Origin of the sequence: Branchiibius hedensis (genome assembly GCF_900108585.1) — a bacterium.
GTDB lineage: Bacteria > Actinomycetota > Actinomycetes > Actinomycetales > Dermatophilaceae > Branchiibius > Branchiibius hedensis.
The window spans coordinates 1655182-1672351 of record NZ_UESZ01000001.1 but is presented as its reverse complement, the minus strand read 5'-3'; the positions used below and the strand labels follow the sequence as shown (position 1 = coordinate 1672351).

At 67.3% G+C, this 17170-nt stretch carries 19 protein-coding genes and 1 tRNA gene; 14 read left to right on the top strand and 6 right to left on the bottom strand.

The window, feature by feature from the left end:
* Positions 1 to 9 precede the first annotated feature (9 nt).
* Complete coding sequence (locus DR843_RS08170; RefSeq protein WP_109684908.1) at positions 10 to 1200, top strand: sensor histidine kinase; 1191 nt, start codon at positions 10 to 12, stop codon at positions 1198 to 1200.
* Positions 1201 to 1208: 8 nt separating this feature from the next.
* Positions 1209 to 1802 carry a response regulator transcription factor gene (locus tag DR843_RS08165; RefSeq protein WP_172461515.1) on the top strand — a complete coding sequence of 198 codons (594 nt, stop codon included), beginning with the start codon at positions 1209 to 1211 and terminating at the stop codon, positions 1800 to 1802.
* A gap of 21 nt (positions 1803 to 1823) precedes the next feature.
* Here DR843_RS08165 and DR843_RS08160 read toward each other — a convergent pair whose 3' ends face one another.
* Both DR843_RS08160 and DR843_RS08155 read right to left on the bottom strand, forming a co-directional pair.
* Positions 1824 to 2240, bottom strand: a complete 417-nt coding sequence (locus tag DR843_RS08160; protein WP_109684906.1) for a PIN domain-containing protein — start codon at positions 2238 to 2240, stop codon at positions 1824 to 1826.
* Positions 2237 to 2476 (bottom strand): DUF6364 family protein, encoded by a 240-nt coding sequence (locus DR843_RS08155; protein WP_109684905.1) that lies wholly within the window; start codon positions 2474 to 2476, stop codon positions 2237 to 2239. Before DR843_RS08155 ends, DR843_RS08160 begins: the two co-directional genes overlap by 4 nt.
* Positions 2477 to 2643: 167 nt before the next feature.
* On the opposite strand from DR843_RS08155, the gene DR843_RS08150 reads away from it, so the two are divergent.
* Genes DR843_RS08150 through dusB form a run of 3 tightly spaced genes read left to right on the top strand, consistent with a single transcriptional unit; the run spans position 2644 to position 5612 of the window.
* Entirely contained in the window at positions 2644 to 3777 is a 1134-nt protein-coding gene (locus tag DR843_RS08150; protein WP_109684904.1) for an LLM class flavin-dependent oxidoreductase, read from the top strand.
* Positions 3774 to 4430 carry a CE1759 family FMN reductase gene (locus tag DR843_RS08145; protein WP_109684903.1) on the top strand — a complete coding sequence of 219 codons (657 nt, stop codon included), beginning with the start codon at positions 3774 to 3776 and terminating at the stop codon, positions 4428 to 4430. The genes DR843_RS08150 and DR843_RS08145 overlap by 4 nt, the downstream gene beginning before the upstream one ends.
* A gap of 15 nt (positions 4431 to 4445) precedes the next feature.
* Positions 4446 to 5612 carry a tRNA dihydrouridine synthase DusB gene (gene dusB / locus DR843_RS08140; protein WP_109684902.1) on the top strand — a complete coding sequence of 389 codons (1167 nt, stop codon included), beginning with the start codon at positions 4446 to 4448 and terminating at the stop codon, positions 5610 to 5612.
* A 370-nt stretch (positions 5613 to 5982) separates the two neighbouring features.
* Here the strand turns inward: dusB and DR843_RS08135 are convergent, their stop codons facing one another.
* A complete protein-coding gene (locus DR843_RS08135; protein ID WP_109688734.1) occupies positions 5983 to 6816 on the bottom strand; it encodes a sulfurtransferase in 834 nt (277 codons plus the stop codon).
* 135 nt (positions 6817 to 6951) lie between these two features.
* Here DR843_RS08135 and DR843_RS08130 point away from each other — a divergent pair, with 135 nt between their 5' ends.
* The 8 genes from DR843_RS08130 (at position 6952) to DR843_RS08095 (ending at position 13132) form a co-directional block, all read left to right on the top strand.
* Positions 6952 to 7521 carry a DoxX family protein gene (locus DR843_RS08130; protein ID WP_109684901.1) on the top strand — a complete coding sequence of 190 codons (570 nt, stop codon included), beginning with the start codon at positions 6952 to 6954 and terminating at the stop codon, positions 7519 to 7521.
* 58 nt (positions 7522 to 7579) lie between these two features.
* Positions 7580 to 7852, top strand: coding sequence for a DUF2277 domain-containing protein (locus tag DR843_RS08125; RefSeq protein WP_109684900.1), 273 nt, complete (start codon positions 7580 to 7582; stop codon positions 7850 to 7852).
* Entirely contained in the window at positions 7852 to 8304 is a 453-nt protein-coding gene (locus DR843_RS08120; protein ID WP_109684899.1) for a hypothetical protein, read from the top strand. Before DR843_RS08125 ends, DR843_RS08120 begins: the two co-directional genes overlap by 1 nt.
* Positions 8301 to 9530 (top strand): deoxyguanosinetriphosphate triphosphohydrolase, encoded by a 1230-nt coding sequence (locus DR843_RS08115; protein WP_109684898.1) that lies wholly within the window; start codon positions 8301 to 8303, stop codon positions 9528 to 9530. Before DR843_RS08120 ends, DR843_RS08115 begins: the two co-directional genes overlap by 4 nt.
* On the top strand, positions 9527 to 10606 hold the full coding sequence (locus tag DR843_RS08110; RefSeq protein WP_245934059.1) for a nitronate monooxygenase: 1080 nt from the start codon (positions 9527 to 9529) through the stop codon (positions 10604 to 10606). The genes DR843_RS08115 and DR843_RS08110 overlap by 4 nt, the downstream gene beginning before the upstream one ends.
* Positions 10607 to 10610: 4 nt before the next feature.
* Positions 10611 to 12476 carry a DNA primase gene (gene dnaG / locus DR843_RS08105; RefSeq protein ID WP_109684897.1) on the top strand — a complete coding sequence of 622 codons (1866 nt, stop codon included), beginning with the start codon at positions 10611 to 10613 and terminating at the stop codon, positions 12474 to 12476.
* Positions 12473 to 12994, top strand: a complete 522-nt coding sequence (locus DR843_RS20035; protein ID WP_170119788.1) for a hypothetical protein — start codon at positions 12473 to 12475, stop codon at positions 12992 to 12994. The genes dnaG and DR843_RS20035 overlap by 4 nt, the downstream gene beginning before the upstream one ends.
* A gap of 65 nt (positions 12995 to 13059) precedes the next feature.
* Positions 13060 to 13132 (top strand) — tRNA-Asn (locus tag DR843_RS08095).
* 52 nt (positions 13133 to 13184) lie between these two features.
* Here DR843_RS08095 and fdhA read toward each other — a convergent pair.
* Positions 13185 to 14405: a formaldehyde dehydrogenase, glutathione-independent gene (gene fdhA, locus DR843_RS08090; RefSeq protein WP_109684896.1), complete on the bottom strand. Its 1221-nt coding sequence runs from the start codon at positions 14403 to 14405 to the stop codon at positions 13185 to 13187.
* A 169-nt stretch (positions 14406 to 14574) separates the two neighbouring features.
* On the opposite strand from fdhA, the gene DR843_RS08085 reads away from it, so the two are divergent.
* The gene (locus tag DR843_RS08085; protein ID WP_109684895.1) at positions 14575 to 15630 is read left to right on the top strand and encodes a class 1 fructose-bisphosphatase; all 1056 of its coding nucleotides are present in this window, start codon (positions 14575 to 14577) and stop codon (positions 15628 to 15630) included.
* Here DR843_RS08085 and DR843_RS08080 read toward each other — a convergent pair.
* Both DR843_RS08080 and DR843_RS08075 read right to left on the bottom strand, forming a co-directional pair.
* Positions 15627 to 16493: an amino acid ABC transporter permease gene (locus DR843_RS08080; protein WP_109688730.1), complete on the bottom strand. Its 867-nt coding sequence runs from the start codon at positions 16491 to 16493 to the stop codon at positions 15627 to 15629. The genes DR843_RS08085 and DR843_RS08080 overlap by 4 nt on opposite strands.
* Complete coding sequence (locus DR843_RS08075; protein WP_109684894.1) at positions 16490 to 17170, bottom strand: amino acid ABC transporter permease; 681 nt, start codon at positions 17168 to 17170, stop codon at positions 16490 to 16492. Before DR843_RS08075 ends, DR843_RS08080 begins: the two co-directional genes overlap by 4 nt.

Below are 17170 nucleotides of genomic sequence, written 5' to 3'. Positions count from 1 at the left end.
CTGGTCCTCGTGAAGCAGCACGTGAAAGCCGACGCCCTGGCCGACCGCCAGGGCGCCGGCGTGCGAGAGGACCGGGTCGGGCGCTTCTTCGGTCTCTTCTGGTCCTGCATCTGGCTGTTCTGGTTGTTGCCCGCGTTCGCGCAGACGTGGCGGCACCGCACCGAACCCTCGGCGTGGATCGGTGCCGCGGCGGTCCTGGCCTTCATGGCTCTGCACGTCGTCCACTTCTGGGCGAACAGCGCGGTCTTCGGCCCGGAGGACAAGGATCCGCGCTTCACGGGCGCGAACGCGCTGCGCTATTTCGCCCTGATCGCCCTGGCGGTGATCGCGTGTGCCACGTTGGGGCAGAGTGCTTCTGCGACAGTCGCGTTCGTCGGCATCGTTGCGTTTTGGACGATGCGGTACCGCTACGCGATCGCGGTGGCGATCCTCGTCGCGGCGGCCTACCTGTTCGCGTGCGCGCACGTCAGCGGCTGGACGGCGGACACCGGGACACTGGTCGGTCTCGCCTTCGGTTCGATCGCCGTCGGCTTCGGCCGCCTGGCCGGCCAGCGGCAGGACGCACTGCGGCGCAGTCGGGTTGAGAACGCCGACTTGCGGGTGCGCGAGGAACGCAACCGGATGGCCCGCGATCTGCACGACATCCTCGGGCACTCCCTGACGGTGATCACCGTCAAGGCTGAGCTCGCGAACCGGTTGATCGATGTGGACCTGGACCGGGCACGGGCTGAACTCGCAGACCTGGAGACGTTGTCCCGTTCGGCGCTGGCCGACGTACGTCGCGCGGTCGAGGGATACCGCGAGATCTCCCTGGCCGGTGAATTGGCCCGCGCCCGTGAGTCGTTGGCCGCCGCCGGGATCAAGGCCGAGTTGCCGAACACCGTCGATGAGGTGCCGGAGGATCTGCGTGAGCCGTTCGCCTGGGCGGTGCGGGAAGCCGTCACGAACGCGATCCGGCACAGCGGCGCATCGACGTGCCGCATCACCGTCAGTCCGCAAGCCGTCGTGATCTCCGACGACGGGCGCGGCATGGCGGCCACGGGAAGTGGCAACGGCTTGCGCGGTCTGCGGGAGCGAGCCGCCGCGGCCGGCGCAGTGCTGATCACCCGCTCAGCGAGGCCGCACGGATTCGAGTTGGCCATGGCCACACCCCAGGTCGCCGATGACCTGCCGTCCGTGACGATGAGCGAGGCATCGTGATCAAGGTGATGCTGGTCGACGACCAGGCGTTGGTCCGTGGCGCGCTGGCAGCCCTGCTGGAGTTGGAATCCGATCTCGAAGTGGTTGGCGAGGTCGGTCGTGGTGATGAGGTCGTCGCGGCGGCCCGGTCTGCAGCCCCGGACGTCGTCCTGATGGATGTGGAGATGCCGGGGATGGACGGCATCGAGGCGACGGCGGCACTACGGGCGGCGCTGCCGCAGATCCGGGTACTGATCGTGACGACGTTCGGTCGGCCCGGCTTTCTGCGCCGCGGGTTGCAAGCGGGCGCAGCCGGTTTCGTCGTGAAGGACACCCCCGCGCGCGAGCTGGCGGACGCCGTACGTCGAGTGCACCAGGGCCTGCGCGTCGTGGACCCTGCGTTGGCCACCGACTCGCTGGTCGCGGGGGAGTCGCCGCTGACGCAGCGGGAGACCGAGGTGCTGCGCACCGCCCGCTCCGGCGGAACGGTCGCGGACCTGGCCGGCACGCTGTTCCTCTCCGAGGGGACGGTGCGTAACCACCTGTCGTCGGCGATCGGCAAGACCGGCGCACGCACCCGCGCCGAGGCCGTCCAGATCGCTGACAACAACGGCTGGCTCTAGCCCGAGACAGATGGCCCGGACTCAGGTGAACGGGCTACGAATCTCGACGCCCTCGATGACTTGACCGGCGTTGAGATCCTCACTCCACAGCACGTCACACTCCATGCGGCTGGCGCTGAGCAGAATCATGGAGTCCCAGAATGAGAGTTGATGTGAATCCGCGAGGCTTGCTGCTGCCACGACATCATGGGCGGCGGGTGTATGCACGGCCCAGCGACTGAGAACACGCAGTCGGCTCTGCGCGCTGGAGGCAGTCAGCGGCACCGCGCACTTGCGGGTGACGTTGACGTAGAACTCCTGCAGCACCTGCACGCTGATCGCGCCGCGCCGCGACGTTCCCAACCTCTCGACAAGGTCGATTGCCATGCTGCGACGTTCGCCCGCGCCCTCGTCGTAGGCGTACAGAAGAACGTTGGTGTCGACGAACTCCAGCGTCACCGTTCGTGCAACTCGTCTCGGGACCAGGTGACGTCTCCGACCTGCAGTCCGCTGCCGCTTCTCATCAGCGCAACCTCGTCGCGCCATGCTGTGTCGAAGCGGGCTTCGCCGCTAGTGAGGCCCTCCACGAGTTCGGCGAGCAGGGCGGAAACCGAGGTGTCTCGCTCGGCGGCGATGATTTTCGCCTTGCGGACCAACTCCTCGGGGAGTGAGACCGTGAGGTTTCTGGTGGCCATGTGATCCAGTGTGGCACGGGATCACGGACGGCTCGAGTTTTTCAGCTGGGACATGGCGCACGCCAGTGTGCGGATGAGTCTTCGCCGCCCGCGCCTGGCGGAATGTTCCAGGCATCGCTACCGTTGAAGTAGTTGAAATCGCAACTACCTAGCGAAAGGCATGCACCATGCAGTTCGGAATCTTCACCATCGGTGACATCACTCCTGATCCGCTGACCGGTCGCGTGCCGACCGAGCACGAACGGATCATGAACACCGTGGCGATGGCCCAGAAGGCCGAGGAAGTGGGCCTGGATGTGTTCGCCACCGGGGAACACCACAACCCGCCGTTCGTCGCGCCGGCCAACCCCACCGTCTTGCTGTCCTACATCGCGGCGAAGACCAAGAACATCCAGTTGTCCACGTCGACGACCCTGATCACCACCAATGACCCGGTCCGGATCGCCGAGGACTACGCCTATGCCCAGCACCTGGCTGGCGGCCGGCTGGACCTGATGATGGGCCGCGGCAACACCGGTCCGGTCTACCCGTGGTTCGGTAAGGACATCCGCGAGGGCATCAACCTGGCCGTGGAGAACTACCACCTGCTGCGCCGTCTGTGGCGCGAGGAGGTCGTGGACTGGTCCGGTAAGTTCCGCACACCGCTGCAGGGCTTCACCGCCACCCCGCGCCCGCTGGACGGAGTGCCGCCCTTTGTCTGGCACGGTTCGATCCGCAGCCCGGAGATCGCCGAGCAGGCCGCGTTCTACGGTGACGGCTTCTTCCACAACAACATCTTCTGGCCGATGTCGCACACCAAGCAGATGGTCGACCTGTACCGCCGTCGCTTCGAGTTCCACGGCCACGGCGCCGCCGACACGGCCATCGTGGGCCTGGGTGGCCAGGTCTTCATGCGCAAGAACAGCCAGGACGCGATCAAGGAGTTCCGGCCCTACTTCGACGTTGCCCCGGTCTACGGCTACGGCCCCTCCCTGGAGGAGTTCGCCCGCGAGACCCCGCTGACGGTGGGTTCGCCGCAGCAGGTGATCGAGCGCTACGGCGCCTTCCGTGAGCAGGTGGGTGACTACCAGCGCCAGTTGTTCCTGATCGATCACGCGGGTCTGCCGATGGAGACCGTCCTGGAGCAGATCGAGATCCTCGGATCGGAGGTCGTTCCCGCGCTGCGCAAGGAAGCCGAGTCGCACCGCCCCGCACACGTGCCGTCCGACCCGCCCACCCACGCCTCGTTGGTGGCCGCCGGATCCGACAGCCCCAACGCGCACGTGCTGCCCGCCCGTCAGGGACAGGAGGCCACCAAGTGAGCCGTCGTATCGTCGCCATCACCGCTGGCCTATCGCAGCCGTCGTCCACCCGGCTGCTGACCGACCGCATCGTCGCGTCGGTGCAGCGGCAGGCCGGTGACGGTGTCGAGGTGCAGGTCATTGAGGTCCGCGACCTCGCGACCGACATCACCTCCCACCTGCTGACCGGCTTCCCGTCACAGCGCCTGGGTGCCGCCCTGGATGCGGTCGCCAGCGCGGACGCGTTGATCGCCGTCACCCCGGTCTTCACCGCGTCCTACTCGGGGCTCTTCAAGTCCTTTGTGGACCTGGTCGACAAGGAGGCGCTGCACGAGGTACCGGTGCTGATCGCCGCGACCGCCGGCACGTCCCGGCATTCGCTGGTCACCGAATACGCCCTGCGACCGTTGTTCAGTTATCTGCGGGCGCAGGTCCTGCCGACCGCAGTCTTCGCTGCGACCGATGATTTCGCCGACGACGCGTTGTCGCGCCGGATCGACCGGGCCGCGGGGGAGTTGGCCCGGGCGCTCGCCGTCGAGACACCGCGGGCGCGGGTGAACTCATGGTCGCTCGACACCGGGCCGGCGATTGCTGATGTCCCGGGCGCACCGGCCAGCACGCCGTACGACGAGGTGCCCGACTTCCGCGCATTACTGGGTGAGCAGGCTCGCTAAGTAGACTGGCCGACCGTGACCCTTGCTCCTGCCGTCGCGCCGCCGTTGCGCCTTGGTGACCTCACGATCGCGACACCCGTGGTGCTCGCGCCGATGGCGGGGATCACCAACCGGGCGTTCCGGCGGCTGTGCCGGCAGTCCGGCGGGGCGGACAGTCTCTACGTCAGCGAGATGATCACCTCGCGGGCTCTGGTCGAGCGCACCCCGATCACGATGAAGCTGATCGAGCACGACCCGGATGAGTCGCCGCGCTCGATCCAGCTCTACAGCACCGACCCGCTCACCACCGCCAAGGCCGCACATATCCTGGCCAGCGAAGACCGTTGCGATCACATCGATCTCAACTTCGGCTGCCCGGTGCCGAAGGTGACCCGCAAGGGCGGCGGCTCGGCGCTGCCCTGGAAGACCGAGTGGTTCCGAGCGATCGTGGCGGCGGCGGTCCGGGAGGCGTCGCCCTACGGGATCCCGGTCACCGTCAAGATGCGCGTCGGCATCGACGCGGAGCACCAGACCTACTTGGACGCCGGCCGGATCGCCGAGGCTGAGGGGGCGGCTTGCGTTGCGCTGCATGCGCGTACGGCGGCCCAGGCCTATTCGGGTACCGCCGACTGGTCTGCCATCGCTCGCCTGAAGGAAGCAGTCACATCCATCCCGGTACTGGGTAACGGGGACATCTGGTCCGCTGACGATGCGCTGCGAATGGTTGCCGAAACCGGTTGCGACGGAGTCGTGGTCGGCCGCGGCTGCCTTGGTCGCCCGTGGCTGTTCGCTGACCTGGCCGCGGCCTTCACCGGGAGCAGCGAGCGGGTGAGTCCGACCCTGCGCGAGGTGACGGACACGCTGCGCCGGCACGCGGCGTACCTCGTGGAGTTCTATGGCGACGAGATCAAGGGTTGCCGGGACATCCGCAAGCACATCGCGTGGTACCTCAAGGGTTTCCGGGTCGGGTCGTCCCTGCGCAACCAGTTGGCATTGGTGGATTCCCTTGCGGCACTAGACGATCTGATCGGCACGCTCGAGTTGGACCAGCCGTGGCCGGGGGAGGCCGCCGATGGTCCGCGTGGTCGCGCTGGCTCCGAGCGCCATGTCGTGCTCCCGGAGGGCTGGCTCGACAACCGTGACCTCTCACCGAAGCAGCAGGCCGAGGTGGCGGCGGCGGAGGAACACAACTCGGGAGGCTGACGAAGAGCGAGGCCGGAGGTGTCGCGAGCGCAGCGAGGGGCGCCGGAGGTCGAGGTCGAGGAAGCCGACCAATAGGTTCGGGAGGCTGACGAAGAGCGAGGCCGGAGGTGTCGCGAGCGCAGCGAGGGGCGCCGGAGGTCGAGGTCGAGGAAGCCGACCAATAGGTACCGGCGGTTGACCGTCGCTGTGCGACATGTGGCGTAGTCGTCGCCAGTTGAGGTGCTGGGGCTCGGGAGGGCCTCGATTGATGGCGGTTTCGTCGATTGTTGACCGATGATCGAGGCGCCACCGAGGTTGGTGAGTGATTGCCTGTTGTGAACCCCGAAGCGGGTCATCGGTATCAAACCCGTCCGGGGAAGGGACCGACCAGCTACGTCGCCACTGGGCGGTCTGGGTTGGTGATCCAGTCCGACCAGGAGCCGAGGTAGACCCCGACCGGCGACTGCACCCCGCTGGCTTCCAGGGCCAACGCCAGATGAGCGGCCTGCACCCCGGACCCGCAGTAGACGCCGACCGCTTCATGAGTCTCGACACCGAGTGCCGTGAACCGCAGGGCGAGGTCGTCGGCATCGAGGAACCGGCCATCGGGCCGCAGATTCGCCAGCGCGGGCGCACTCACTGCGCCGGGGATGTGTCCGGCGACGGGATCGATGGTCTCCTCGCGACCGTGGAAGCGCGGCGCCGGTCGACCGTCCAGCAGCAGTCCGGTGCGCGCCAACTCGCCGGCATCGTCGGCCGTCAGCAACACCTCCGCGCCGGGCGACGCCACGAAGTCACCCGATCGCTGTGGCGAGGGGCCGCTCTGGCTGGGTAGTCCGGCAGCCAGCCACGCGGCGTACCCGCCATCGAGCACTCGCACGTCCTGGTGGCCGAAGTAGCGCAACAGCCACCAGCAGCGCGACGCGGCCAACGAGTTGCCTGCGTCGTAGACCACCACGGAACTGTCACCGGACACACCGGCGGTCCGCATTGCCTCCTGGAAGGCCTCCAGTGTCGGCATCGGGTGCCGCCCACCACCATTGCCGTGGCTGGACAGGGCGGTCTCCATGTCGATGAAGGCGGCATCGGGAAGATGGCCCGCTTCGTAGACGCCCCGCTGGTCCTCGTCGCCGAGTGCCCACCGCACGTCGAGAAGGAGCGGCGCAGACTGCGTCTGGTTCGCCAGTTCGGCAACGCTGATCAGCGGAGTGGGAGTCGCAACCATGACCAGCACTGTGGCACCCTTCCCTGTCCGGTTGGAGCACGTCTCACACCACGAACCGAGGGGAGGTCCCCGTCGTGGCTGGTGTCCCGATAGCGTGGCGAGGACACGTTCATCTGACCGAGGAGTTGCTGATCCATGCTCGTACGACGTCTCGCCTACGCAGCCCAGGGCGCCCTGTTCATCCTCAGCGGTTTCGACGCGGTGAAGAACCCCGGCGGCCGGGCGCAGATGGCCGGGCCGTTCCTGGAGAAGGCAGTCAACGCGGCGCCGGACAAGATCTCCGACCCGCTGCCGAGTTCCCCGGAGCAACTGGTGCGGCTCAACGGCGGTGTCCAGTTGGTCGGCGGCAGCCTGCTGGCCATCGGCAAGTTCCCGCGGATCAGTGCGTTGGCATTGGCGGCGTCGTTGGTGCCCACCACGGTGGCGGGGCACGCGTTCTGGTCGGCACCCAAGGACCAGCAGGGTGCTCAGCGCAGCCAGTTCCTAAAGAATCTGGCCATCTTCGGCGGTCTGATCATCACTGCGGTCGACACCAAGGGGCAGCCGGGGTTGGCCTGGCGCACCGGCCACGCGGTTGAGTCGGCCAAGAGCAGCATCGGCGACCTGACCCAGTCCGCGACCGACACCGTCAGCGAGTTCGCGCACTCGGCGGAGAAGGCAATCGTCGATGCACAGTCCGCGGTAGCCGACAAGCTGCCCGGCTAGCGGGCTGCGCGCCACATTGCTTCACGCGCAGCCCACGAGATGTGGAACGCTAGGTGACATGTGTCGCAACATCCGCCCCCTGAACAACTTCGCACCCCCCGCGACAGATGACGAGATCGCGGCAGCCGCGTTGCAGTACGTCCGCAAGGTCGGTGGCTCGAGCCATCCGTCGGCCGCCAACCAAGCGGCGTACGACCATGCGGTCGAGGTGATTGCAGCCGCCACGCGGGAGTTGGTCGACGCCCTGGTGACCTCGGCGCCGCCGAAGGACCGGGAGACCGAGGCAGCGAAGGCGAAGGCACGGGCCCAGGCCCGCTACGGCGCTGCCTGATGGGCGTCCCGCTCACTGCGGGCCAGCGCATCCGGGCGATTGTCAACGCCGTCAACGGCTCGACCGCCACTGGACTGATGGTCGCGGTCGCGGGCCGCGCTGCCCTGCGCCGCGGGCCCCGTGGGTTGATCCTGGCCCAGGGCTACCGGCTGCCCGTTCCGCCGGCACCTGCGTTCACCCTGGGCAACGTGATCGTCGCCCGCTACGACTGGGATCTGCTGAACGAGCACCGGCCCCAGTTACTGGTCCACGAGGAGAAACACACCACGCAGTACGCCGTGTGCGGGGGCCTGCTGTATCTGCCCCTTTACGTGGCGGCCAGTGGGTGGTCGTGGCTGCGGACCGGCGACGTTGCCTCGCGCAACGTCTTCGAGCGCGGTGCCGGGTTGGTTGACGGCGGGTACCGAGAGCAAGCAGTGCGGCCGTTGTTCCGCCGGGACCGGCTGGCATGAGTCAGTACTCGCCCACCGACCGAGAGCGGTATCTCGGGGAGGATCCGGCGCAGAAGAGTGCTGACCGGGACGACTTCGCCCGGGATCGGGCACGCGTCCTGCACTCGGCTGCGCTGCGCCGGTTGGCCGCGAAAACTCAAGTGCTGCAACCAGGTAGCGATGATTTCATCCGCAACCGGTTGACCCATTCGTTGGAAGTCGCCCAGATCGGCCGTGAATTCGGAGCGGCCCTGGGCTGCAATGCCGATGTCGTCGACACCGCCTGTCTGGCGCACGATCTGGGCCATCCGCCGTTCGGGCACAACGGCGAGGACGCCCTCGCCCGGTTGAGCGCCGACATCGGCGGGTTCGAGGGGAACGCGCAGACGTTCCGGATCCTGACCCGGCTGGAGCCGAAGCGGAGCCTGCCCGACGGCCGTAGTGTCGGACTGAACCTCACCAGAGCGAGTCTGGATGCGGCGACCAAGTATCCGTGGGGGTCCGGCGAAAACCCCTACGGTGCAGTGAAATTCGGCGTCTACGAAGATGACCGCGACGTTTTCGACTGGGTGCGCAACGAAGCACCGATCAGCCGCGCCAGTCTCGAGGCGCAGGTGATGGACTGGTCGGACGACGTGGCTTATTCAGTGCACGACGTCGAGGACGGCGTCGCTGCCGGCCACATCGACCTGGTCGGGCTGCGCGACCAGGGACTGGCGGAGCAACTCCTCCCGTTGGCCCGGGAGCACTACGCGCCGGACCTGAGCGATGAGGTGTTGCGCGAAGGGTGGACCCAGCTGCTGGCCAGCGGCGTCCTGCCGCAGTCCTACGACGGAACTCGTGCCGCGCAGGCGCGGTTGAAGGACATGACCAGCCGATTGATCGGGCACTTCGTCGGGTCGGCGGTAGCGGCAACGCAGGAGGTTTACGGACACGGTCAACTCACGCGGTACGACGCCGATGTGGTCGTACCTGATCTGGTGCGCGCCGAGTGCGCCATGTTGAAGACGACTGCCCTACTCTTCGTGATGCTTTCGGATGTACGCGCTGTGTTGTTGGGCAAACAGCAGGAGATCGTGGCGGGACTGGTGACGGCGTACCAGAAAGATCCAACCCGGCTGGATCCGATGCAAGCAGAAGCATTTTCAAGCGCAACCAGCGATGCGCAGGCGCTGCGAGCGATCGTGGATCAAGTCGCCTCGCTCACCGATGTCCGCGCACATCTGTTGGCGGGGGAGTGGCTGTGACCTCACTGCTGCAGTCACTTGAACGGCGGGTCGTCGCCGCACCCATGGCCGGCGGTCCCACGACCCCCGAACTCGTCGCCGCGGTGGGCGCTGCCGGCGGATTGGGCTTCCTGGCCGGCGGCTACCTCACCGCGGACGCCCTCGCCGATCGGATCGCTGACACCCGCGACCTGACCGCCGTCCCGTTCGGCGTCAACCTCTTCGTCCCCGCGGACCTCGATCGAGACCGGGACCGGGCAGCGGTCCAGGAGTACGCCGATCGGTTGCGGTTCGGTGCCCGTCGCCTTGGCGCGAAGTTGGGCAGCATCGACTGGCACGACCGGGATCACTTCGAGGACAAGGTCACGCTGCTCCTGGATGATCCTGTCGCGGTCGTCTCCTTCACCTTCGGGATCCCCCCGAAGCACGTCATCGAAGCCCTGCACGCGTGTGGCACCGAGATTGTCATCACCGTGACCGACCCCGACGAGGCGCTCGCCGCCGCGCGCGCCGGTGCCGACGCCTTGTGCATCCAGGGCGCGGCGGCCGGTGGTCATCGCAGTACCCACGATGCCGCGGCCATTCCGAACGAGGACTCGTGGACGGAGTTGCTCCGCCGGTGCCGCAGTGTCTCGGCGCTGCCGTTGATCGTGGGTGGCGGGATCATGACGCGCGCGCAGGTCGAGTTCGCGGTGCAGTCCGGCGCTGCTGCCGTGCAGTGCGGCACAGCGTTCCTGCTCACTGACGAGGCGGGGACGTCGGCAGCGGCCCGAGCGGGCCTCAGCGACCGGACCCTCACTCAGTCCGTGGTCACCCGGGCGTTCAGCGGTCGGCCCGCGCGCGGCGTACGTAATGAGTTCATCGAGCAGTTCGATGACTTCGCGCCGCCGGTCTATCCCGTCGTCGACCAACTCACCAAACCGGTCCGCGCTGCGGCGGCCGCGGACGGGAACTATCAGTGGGTCTCGCTGTGGGCGGGTACGGGCTGGGAGGCGGCCCGCCCCGGGCCTGCGGCGGCGGTGGTCGAGGCGTTGCACCCGACCCGGTTGGTTCGTCCACAGGCCGTCAGCTCCGGTGGCGGCGCTGACCTAGACTGAGGCGGTGCCGGGGCGGATCCGAGCCGAGGACATCGAGCTCGTCAAAGAGCGCACCTCCCTGGAGAGTGTGGTGAGCGAGCACGTCACGCTGCGCCCCGCGGGCGGCGGATCGCTCAAGGGGCTGTGCCCGTTCCACGACGAGAAGTCACCGTCCTTCAACGTGCGTCCGCAGGTGGGTTACTACCACTGCTTCGGCTGCGGCAAGAGCGGCGACGTCATCACCTTCGTGCAGGAGATGGACCACCTGTCGTTCAGCGAGTCGGTCGAGCGGCTGGCCGCGAAAGCGGGCATCATCCTGCGCTACGAAGAAGGTGGTGCGCGGGAGGAGACCGGCGGGATCCGCCGCATCCGACTGGTCGAAGCACACCGTGCGGCAGCCGAGTTCTACACCGCGGCACTGCTCTCACCGGAAGCCCGCCCGGCCCGGGACTTTTTGCGCGCCCGCGGCTTCGATTCCGCCGCCTGCGAACCGTTCGGCGTCGGGTTCTCCCCGCGGGACGGTTCGGCGCTGGTGCGTGACCTGCGCCGGCGGGGGTTCACCGAGGAGGAGATGACGGTCGCCGGTCTGGCTTCGCAGGGTCGCGGGCTCTACGACCGGTTCCGCGGCCGGCTGATGTGGCCGATCCGGGACACGACCGGCGACACGATCGGTTTCGGCGCGCGCAAGATCTTCGACGACGACCGGATCCAGGCGAAGTACCTCAACACCGCCGAGACGCCGATCTACAAGAAGGCGACCGTTCTCTACGGGCTCGACCTGGCCAAGAAGTCGATGGCCTCGACACGGCGGGCGGTGATCGTCGAGGGGTATACCGACGTGATGGCCTGTCATCTGGCCGGCGTCGACCAGGCGGTGGCGACTTGCGGCACGGCGTTCGGCGCTGATCACCTCAAGACCCTGCGGCGGATCGTGCGCGATGAAGCCGACCAGGCGCCCGCCCGGATCATCTTCACCTTCGACGGCGACGCGGCCGGCCAGAAGGCCGCGATGAAGGCGTTCGAGCTGGACCAGCAGTGGGCGGCGCAGTCTTACGTCGCCGTGGCGCCGGAGGGTCAGGATCCGTGCGAGTTGCGACTGTCCGCCGGAGACGCAGCCGTGCGCGGGCTGGTCGAGGACGCGGTGCCGCTGTTCGAGTTCGCTGTGCGTACGACGATCGCCCGGTTCGATCTGACCGCCGCCCAGGATCGGGTGGCGGCGATGCGCGCGGTCGCCCCGATCCTTGCCGGAATCCGCGACGCCGCACTGCGCCCGGAGTATGTGCGGGCTGCGGCGGGTTGGCTGGGGGTCGACATCGAGCCGCTGGCCGCCGAAGTTGCCAAGGCCGGGCGAGTCACCCGGCGTGCCGAACCGGCCGCTGAGCCGCCACCGGAAGAGCAACCGACTGAGCCTGCGGGCATCCCGGCGCCGGACTTGCGCAACCCGGCGGTGCAGTTGGAACGCCAACTGCTGCAGGTGCTTCTGCAGTTCCCGGGCGCCCTGACCGTGGAGCAACGTGCCGAAGTCGGCCCGCAGGACTTCGCCGCACCGGCGCACGCGATGGTGTGGGGCGCGGCCGGTGATCCCACGGGGTTGTCGGGCAGTGCGTGGGTGCAATCGGTGATCGAGCGGGCGCCGCATCTGCAGCCACTGGTGGCCGATCTGGCGGTTGCCCCGTTACCGATCCGGTTGGCCGCGAACGGCGAACCCGATTGGCGCTACGTGCAATCGCTGGTCACCGGTCTGCACGAGGCCTCGTTGAAGCGCCAGATCGACGAAGCCATGAGCCGACTACGGCGCACGGAGGATCCGAGCGCGAGCCGGGCGATCGCCGTACGTCTGGCGGGTTTGCAGCAGGAGTTGTCCGCGCTGAAGGAACGGTCTGAGCCGTGAGGTGGCGCCGCAAGGGTCGGGTCGTGGAGCTGCCGAACGACGTACGTGCCAATCTCGGGTTGGGCCGCAAGGAGCGGGTGCTGGCCCAGGGGCAGGACGACAACACCGCCGCGTACGTCGTGGTGACCACCACTCATCTGGTGGTCGCCTCCGATGTGGGGCTGGTGCTGCGTCGACCCTGGCATGAGGTGGACGCGGGCTCGTGGTCGCCGGACACCTGGACGCTGTCGGTCACCTGGGTGGACGGTTCGCGGGCGCGGCAGTGGACCTTCCGGGACCAGACCGGGATGATCGCCGAGACCTTCCACGAGCGGGTCCAGGCCAGTGTGGTGCGGTCCGAACCGCTGGGGCTGAAGGGCCCGAACGGCAACGGTCGCGTCGTCGTACGTCGTGACCTGGCGACCGGCGAACTCTTCCTGCAGACGGTGCTCGGGCGGCGGGTCGACACCTCCAATCCAGCGGTCGATGCGGCCATCGAACGGGTCAGTGCGGGACTGCGTGACGACGTCGGCCTGTGAGCCGGATCGGTTTTAGCATCCGCGCGGGTTTTTGCTAAGGTTGCGGGGCTGCCACGGCAGCATGATCCCCTGTAGCTCAATTGGCAGAGCAGCCGGCTGTTAACCGGCAGGTTGTTGGTTCGAGTCCAACCGGGGGAGCGCAACGTGAAGGGCCCGACCAACTGGTCGGGCCCTTCGTGCGTCCTGTCGCTCAGGCGGTCTTGATGTAGCCGTTGGGGTTCAGGACGTACTTCTTGGCAGCGCCTTGATCGAATTCGGCGTAGCCCTGTGGGGCTTCGTCCAGGCTGATGGGGGTGGCGTTGACTGCCTTGGCGATCTGCACCTTGTCGTGCAGGATCGCCATCATCAACTGTCGGTTGTACTTCATGACCGGGCATTGTCCGGTCGTGAACGACAACGACTTCGCCCAGCCGAGGCCCAGGCGTAGTGACAACGATCCGACTTTGGCGGCCTCGTCGATGCCACCGGGGTCGCCGGTCACGTAGAGGCCGGGAATGCCGAGGGCACCACCGGCGGCGGTGAGGTCCATCAGCGAGTTGAGCACGGTCGCCGGCGCCTCGTGGCTGGCATCGCCACCGTGGCCGCGCGCCTCGAAACCGACCGCGTCCACACCCGCATCGACTTCGGGTACGCCGAGGATCTGCTCGATCTGCTCCTTTGGATCGCCCTTCGACACGTCCACCGTCTCGCAGCCGAAGGAGCGAGCCTGGGCGAGGCGATCCTCGTTCAGGTCACCAACGATGACGACTGCGGCGCCCAGCAACTGCGCACCGACTGCCGCCGCGAGACCGACCGGACCTGCGCCGGCGACGTAGACGGTGGAGCCCGGCCCCACCCCTGCAGTCACCGCACCGTGATAACCGGTGGGGAAGATGTCGGATAGCATCGTCAGATCCAGGATCTTCTCCAGCGCCTGATCCCGGTCCGGGAATTTCAGCAGGTTCCAGTCGGCGTACGGGACCAGCACGTATTCGGCTTGGCCTCCGACCCAGCCGCCCATGTCGACGTACCCGTAGGCGCTGCCGGGCCGGTCGGGATTGACGTTCAGGCAGATGCCGGTCTTGCCCTCCTTGCAGTTGCGGCAGCGGCCGCAGGCGATGTTGAACGGCACGGAGCAGATGTCCCCCACCTTGATGAACTCCACGTCCGGGCCGACCTCGATCACTTCACCGGTGATCTCGTGGCCCAGGATCAGACCTTCCGGAGCGGTAGTACGGCCCCGGACCATGTGCTGGTCCGAACCGCAGATGTTCGTCGACACGGTGCGCAGGATCGCGCCGTGGCCGACCTTTCGTCCCACGTTGGCCGGGTTCACCCCAGGCCCGTCTTTGAGTTCGAACTCCGGGTACGGCGTGTCGACGACCTCGACTACTCCCGGACCTTTGTACGCAACAGCTTTGTTGCTCGTCATCTGGCTCTCTCCTTGAAATTGACCCCCGAGGACCGCATCACGTGATGCTCCTCACACGTTTCCTTGCGGGTTGGGAGGCGTCAAATAGCGCGCGCCAATGGGGTGATAGGCATATCGATCACCCGGGTTTGCGCCCCACGGGAGCCGCACGCTCTGATCTGATGAGCCCATGAGTTCACCCTCGCTATCGGAATTCCTCACCCAGCCCGAGGTTGCGGGCCGGCCGCGGACCAGCAGCGCGACCGCAGCCGGGGTCGTGGCGGTGTCGCAGGCGTGCCGGGCAGTTGCCGGTCAGCTCGGCTTCGGAGCCCTACGCCCGGGGGATGCTCCCGTCGGTGAGGTGAACGTCCACGGCGAGCAGCAGCAGGCCCTCGACGTACTGGCTCATGGCTTGTTCGTCGAGGCCGCCGAGGGGTGCTCGCAGTTCGCCGGTGTGCTCTCGGAGGAGAGCGAGGAGGTCATCTCAGCCGATCCCGCGGGCACGCTGCTGCTGGCCTTCGATCCGCTGGACGGCTCGTCCAACCTGGAGATCAACGGCCCGGTGGGAAGCATCTTCTCGATCGTGGAACGCACCCGCACCGGCCCGGTGACGGCTGAGGAGTTCCTCGGGGTTGGGACTTCCCAGGTCGCTGCGGGGTACGCCCTCTACGGCAGTCATACGGTGCTGATGATCAGTGTCGGCGACGGCGTGCACGCCTTCACGCTCGACCCGGCCACAGGGCAGTTTCGGTTGAGCGGATCGAAGGTGCGGATCCCGGCCGCGACCCAGGAGTACGCCATCAACGCGGCGAACAGCCGGTTCTGGGAGCCGCCAGTGGCGCGATACGTCGCGGAGTGCTGCGCCGGCGCCACTGGACCACGCGGCAAGGACTTCAACACCCGGTGGATTGCGGCGGTTGTCTCGGACACCCATCGGATCCTGACCCGTGGCGGTGTCTTCCTCTACCCACGAGACGATCGCCCGGCGTACCGCGAAGGTCGGCTCCGCATCGCTTACGAAGCCAATCCCATCGCCTTCCTCGTCGAACAGGCTGGTGGGCTGGCCACCGATGGTTCCACGCGAATTCTCAGCCTTACCCCCACGACGGTCCACGAACGGGTGCCGTTGGTGTTCGGCAGCAGCGAGGAAGTGGCGTTGATCAGCGAATACCACTGCGAGGCATCGCGTTCCGGGTCAGCCGGTGCCGCGCAGCAAGCCAACGGCCGCTCGAGGGAGCCCAGCTAGGTGGTCGGTTCTGCGGCCGCCCCCTGGGTGGTGGGTTGTCCCGCCGTGTGGCCGCGACGCTTCAACCGTCGTTCCAGGTACTCGGCCAACTTGGTCAGCGAGTAGTTGATGAGGATGAAGATCACCGCGACCACGAAGACCATCGGGACCAGGTTGCTGTAGTTGCTGGCCGCGGTGTTTCCGGCGTTGAGCAGCTCCAGGTAGGTGATGTTGTAGCCCAGCGCGGTGTCCTTGAGGATCACGACCAGTTGGCTGACCAGGGTCGGCAGCATTGCCGTGATTGCCTGCGGCAGCAGGATGGTGCGCAGGGTCTGCCCAGGGCTCAGGCCGATCGACAGGCCGGCCTCGCGCTGGCCGCGGGGGAGTTGGTCGACGCCGGAGCGCAACACCTCGCACAGCACGGCGCTGTTGTAGAGCACGAGGCCGGTGACCGTGGCGGCTAACGGATTCAGCTCGGCGGTGAACACCCCGTTGTAGGCGTAGATGCCGAAGAAGAAGATCATCATCAGCAGCACCGGGATCGCGCGGAAGATCTCCACCCACACGGTTGCGATGGCCCGCAACCAGCGCATCCCCGACATTCGCGCCAGCGCCAGCAACGGCCCGAGGACACAGGAGATCACGATCGCCAGCGCGGCCGCTTTCAACGTGCCGAAGAGGCCGGGTAGCAGGTAGGCGTCCCAGAGTTCGGCGGTCAGGAACGGCTTCCACTTGGCGGCCTCGAACTGTCCCTTGCTGGCCAGGGTGCGGATCACCAGTACCGCGATCGCCAGTGCGATGACGCCACCAATGACCGTCAGGATCCGGTGGCGCGCCCGTGCCCGCGGACCGGGGGCGTCGAAGAGAACGTTCGCCTCGCTCATCGCTGCACCGCCCATCGCTTGGCCAGCCAGCCGGTGGCCACACCCATCGGCACGGTCAGGATCACGAAGAACGCCGCGACGACCGCGAAGGCGAGATTGAGCTTGTCCGTGGCGTCTTCGTTGACCTGATTGAGCACGTACGCCGACTCGACGACCCCGATCGTGATCACCACCGTGGTGTTCTTGGTGAGGGCGATCAGCGTGTTGCCCAGGGGTGTGATCGCGCCGCGGAACGCCTGCGGCAAAATGACCTGCCGCATCGACTGGCCGAAGGACAGTCCGATCGAGCGAGCGGCCTCGGCCTGGCCGAGCGGGATCGTGTTGACCCCACTGCGCAACGCCTCACACACGAACGCCGCGTGGTAGACGGCCAGGCCGAGAACGCCCATCCGGAAGTTGTTCTGCGTGACGAAGTCGGCGGCCTTGTCGTCCGCGAACGAAATGCCCAACTGCACGTAGAGCACGTAGACGCTGGCGAAGATGATCACCGTCAGCGGCGTATTGCGGAAGATGGTGACGTACGACGTGCCGATCGCCCGCAGCGACGTCACCGGTGACAGGCGCAGGATCGCGACGACCGTGCCGATGATGAGGGCGCCGATCGCACCGAACACCGTCAGCTGGATCGTCATCCCGAAGGCGCCCCAGAAGTCGAACTGGCCGAACAGTTCGCCCAT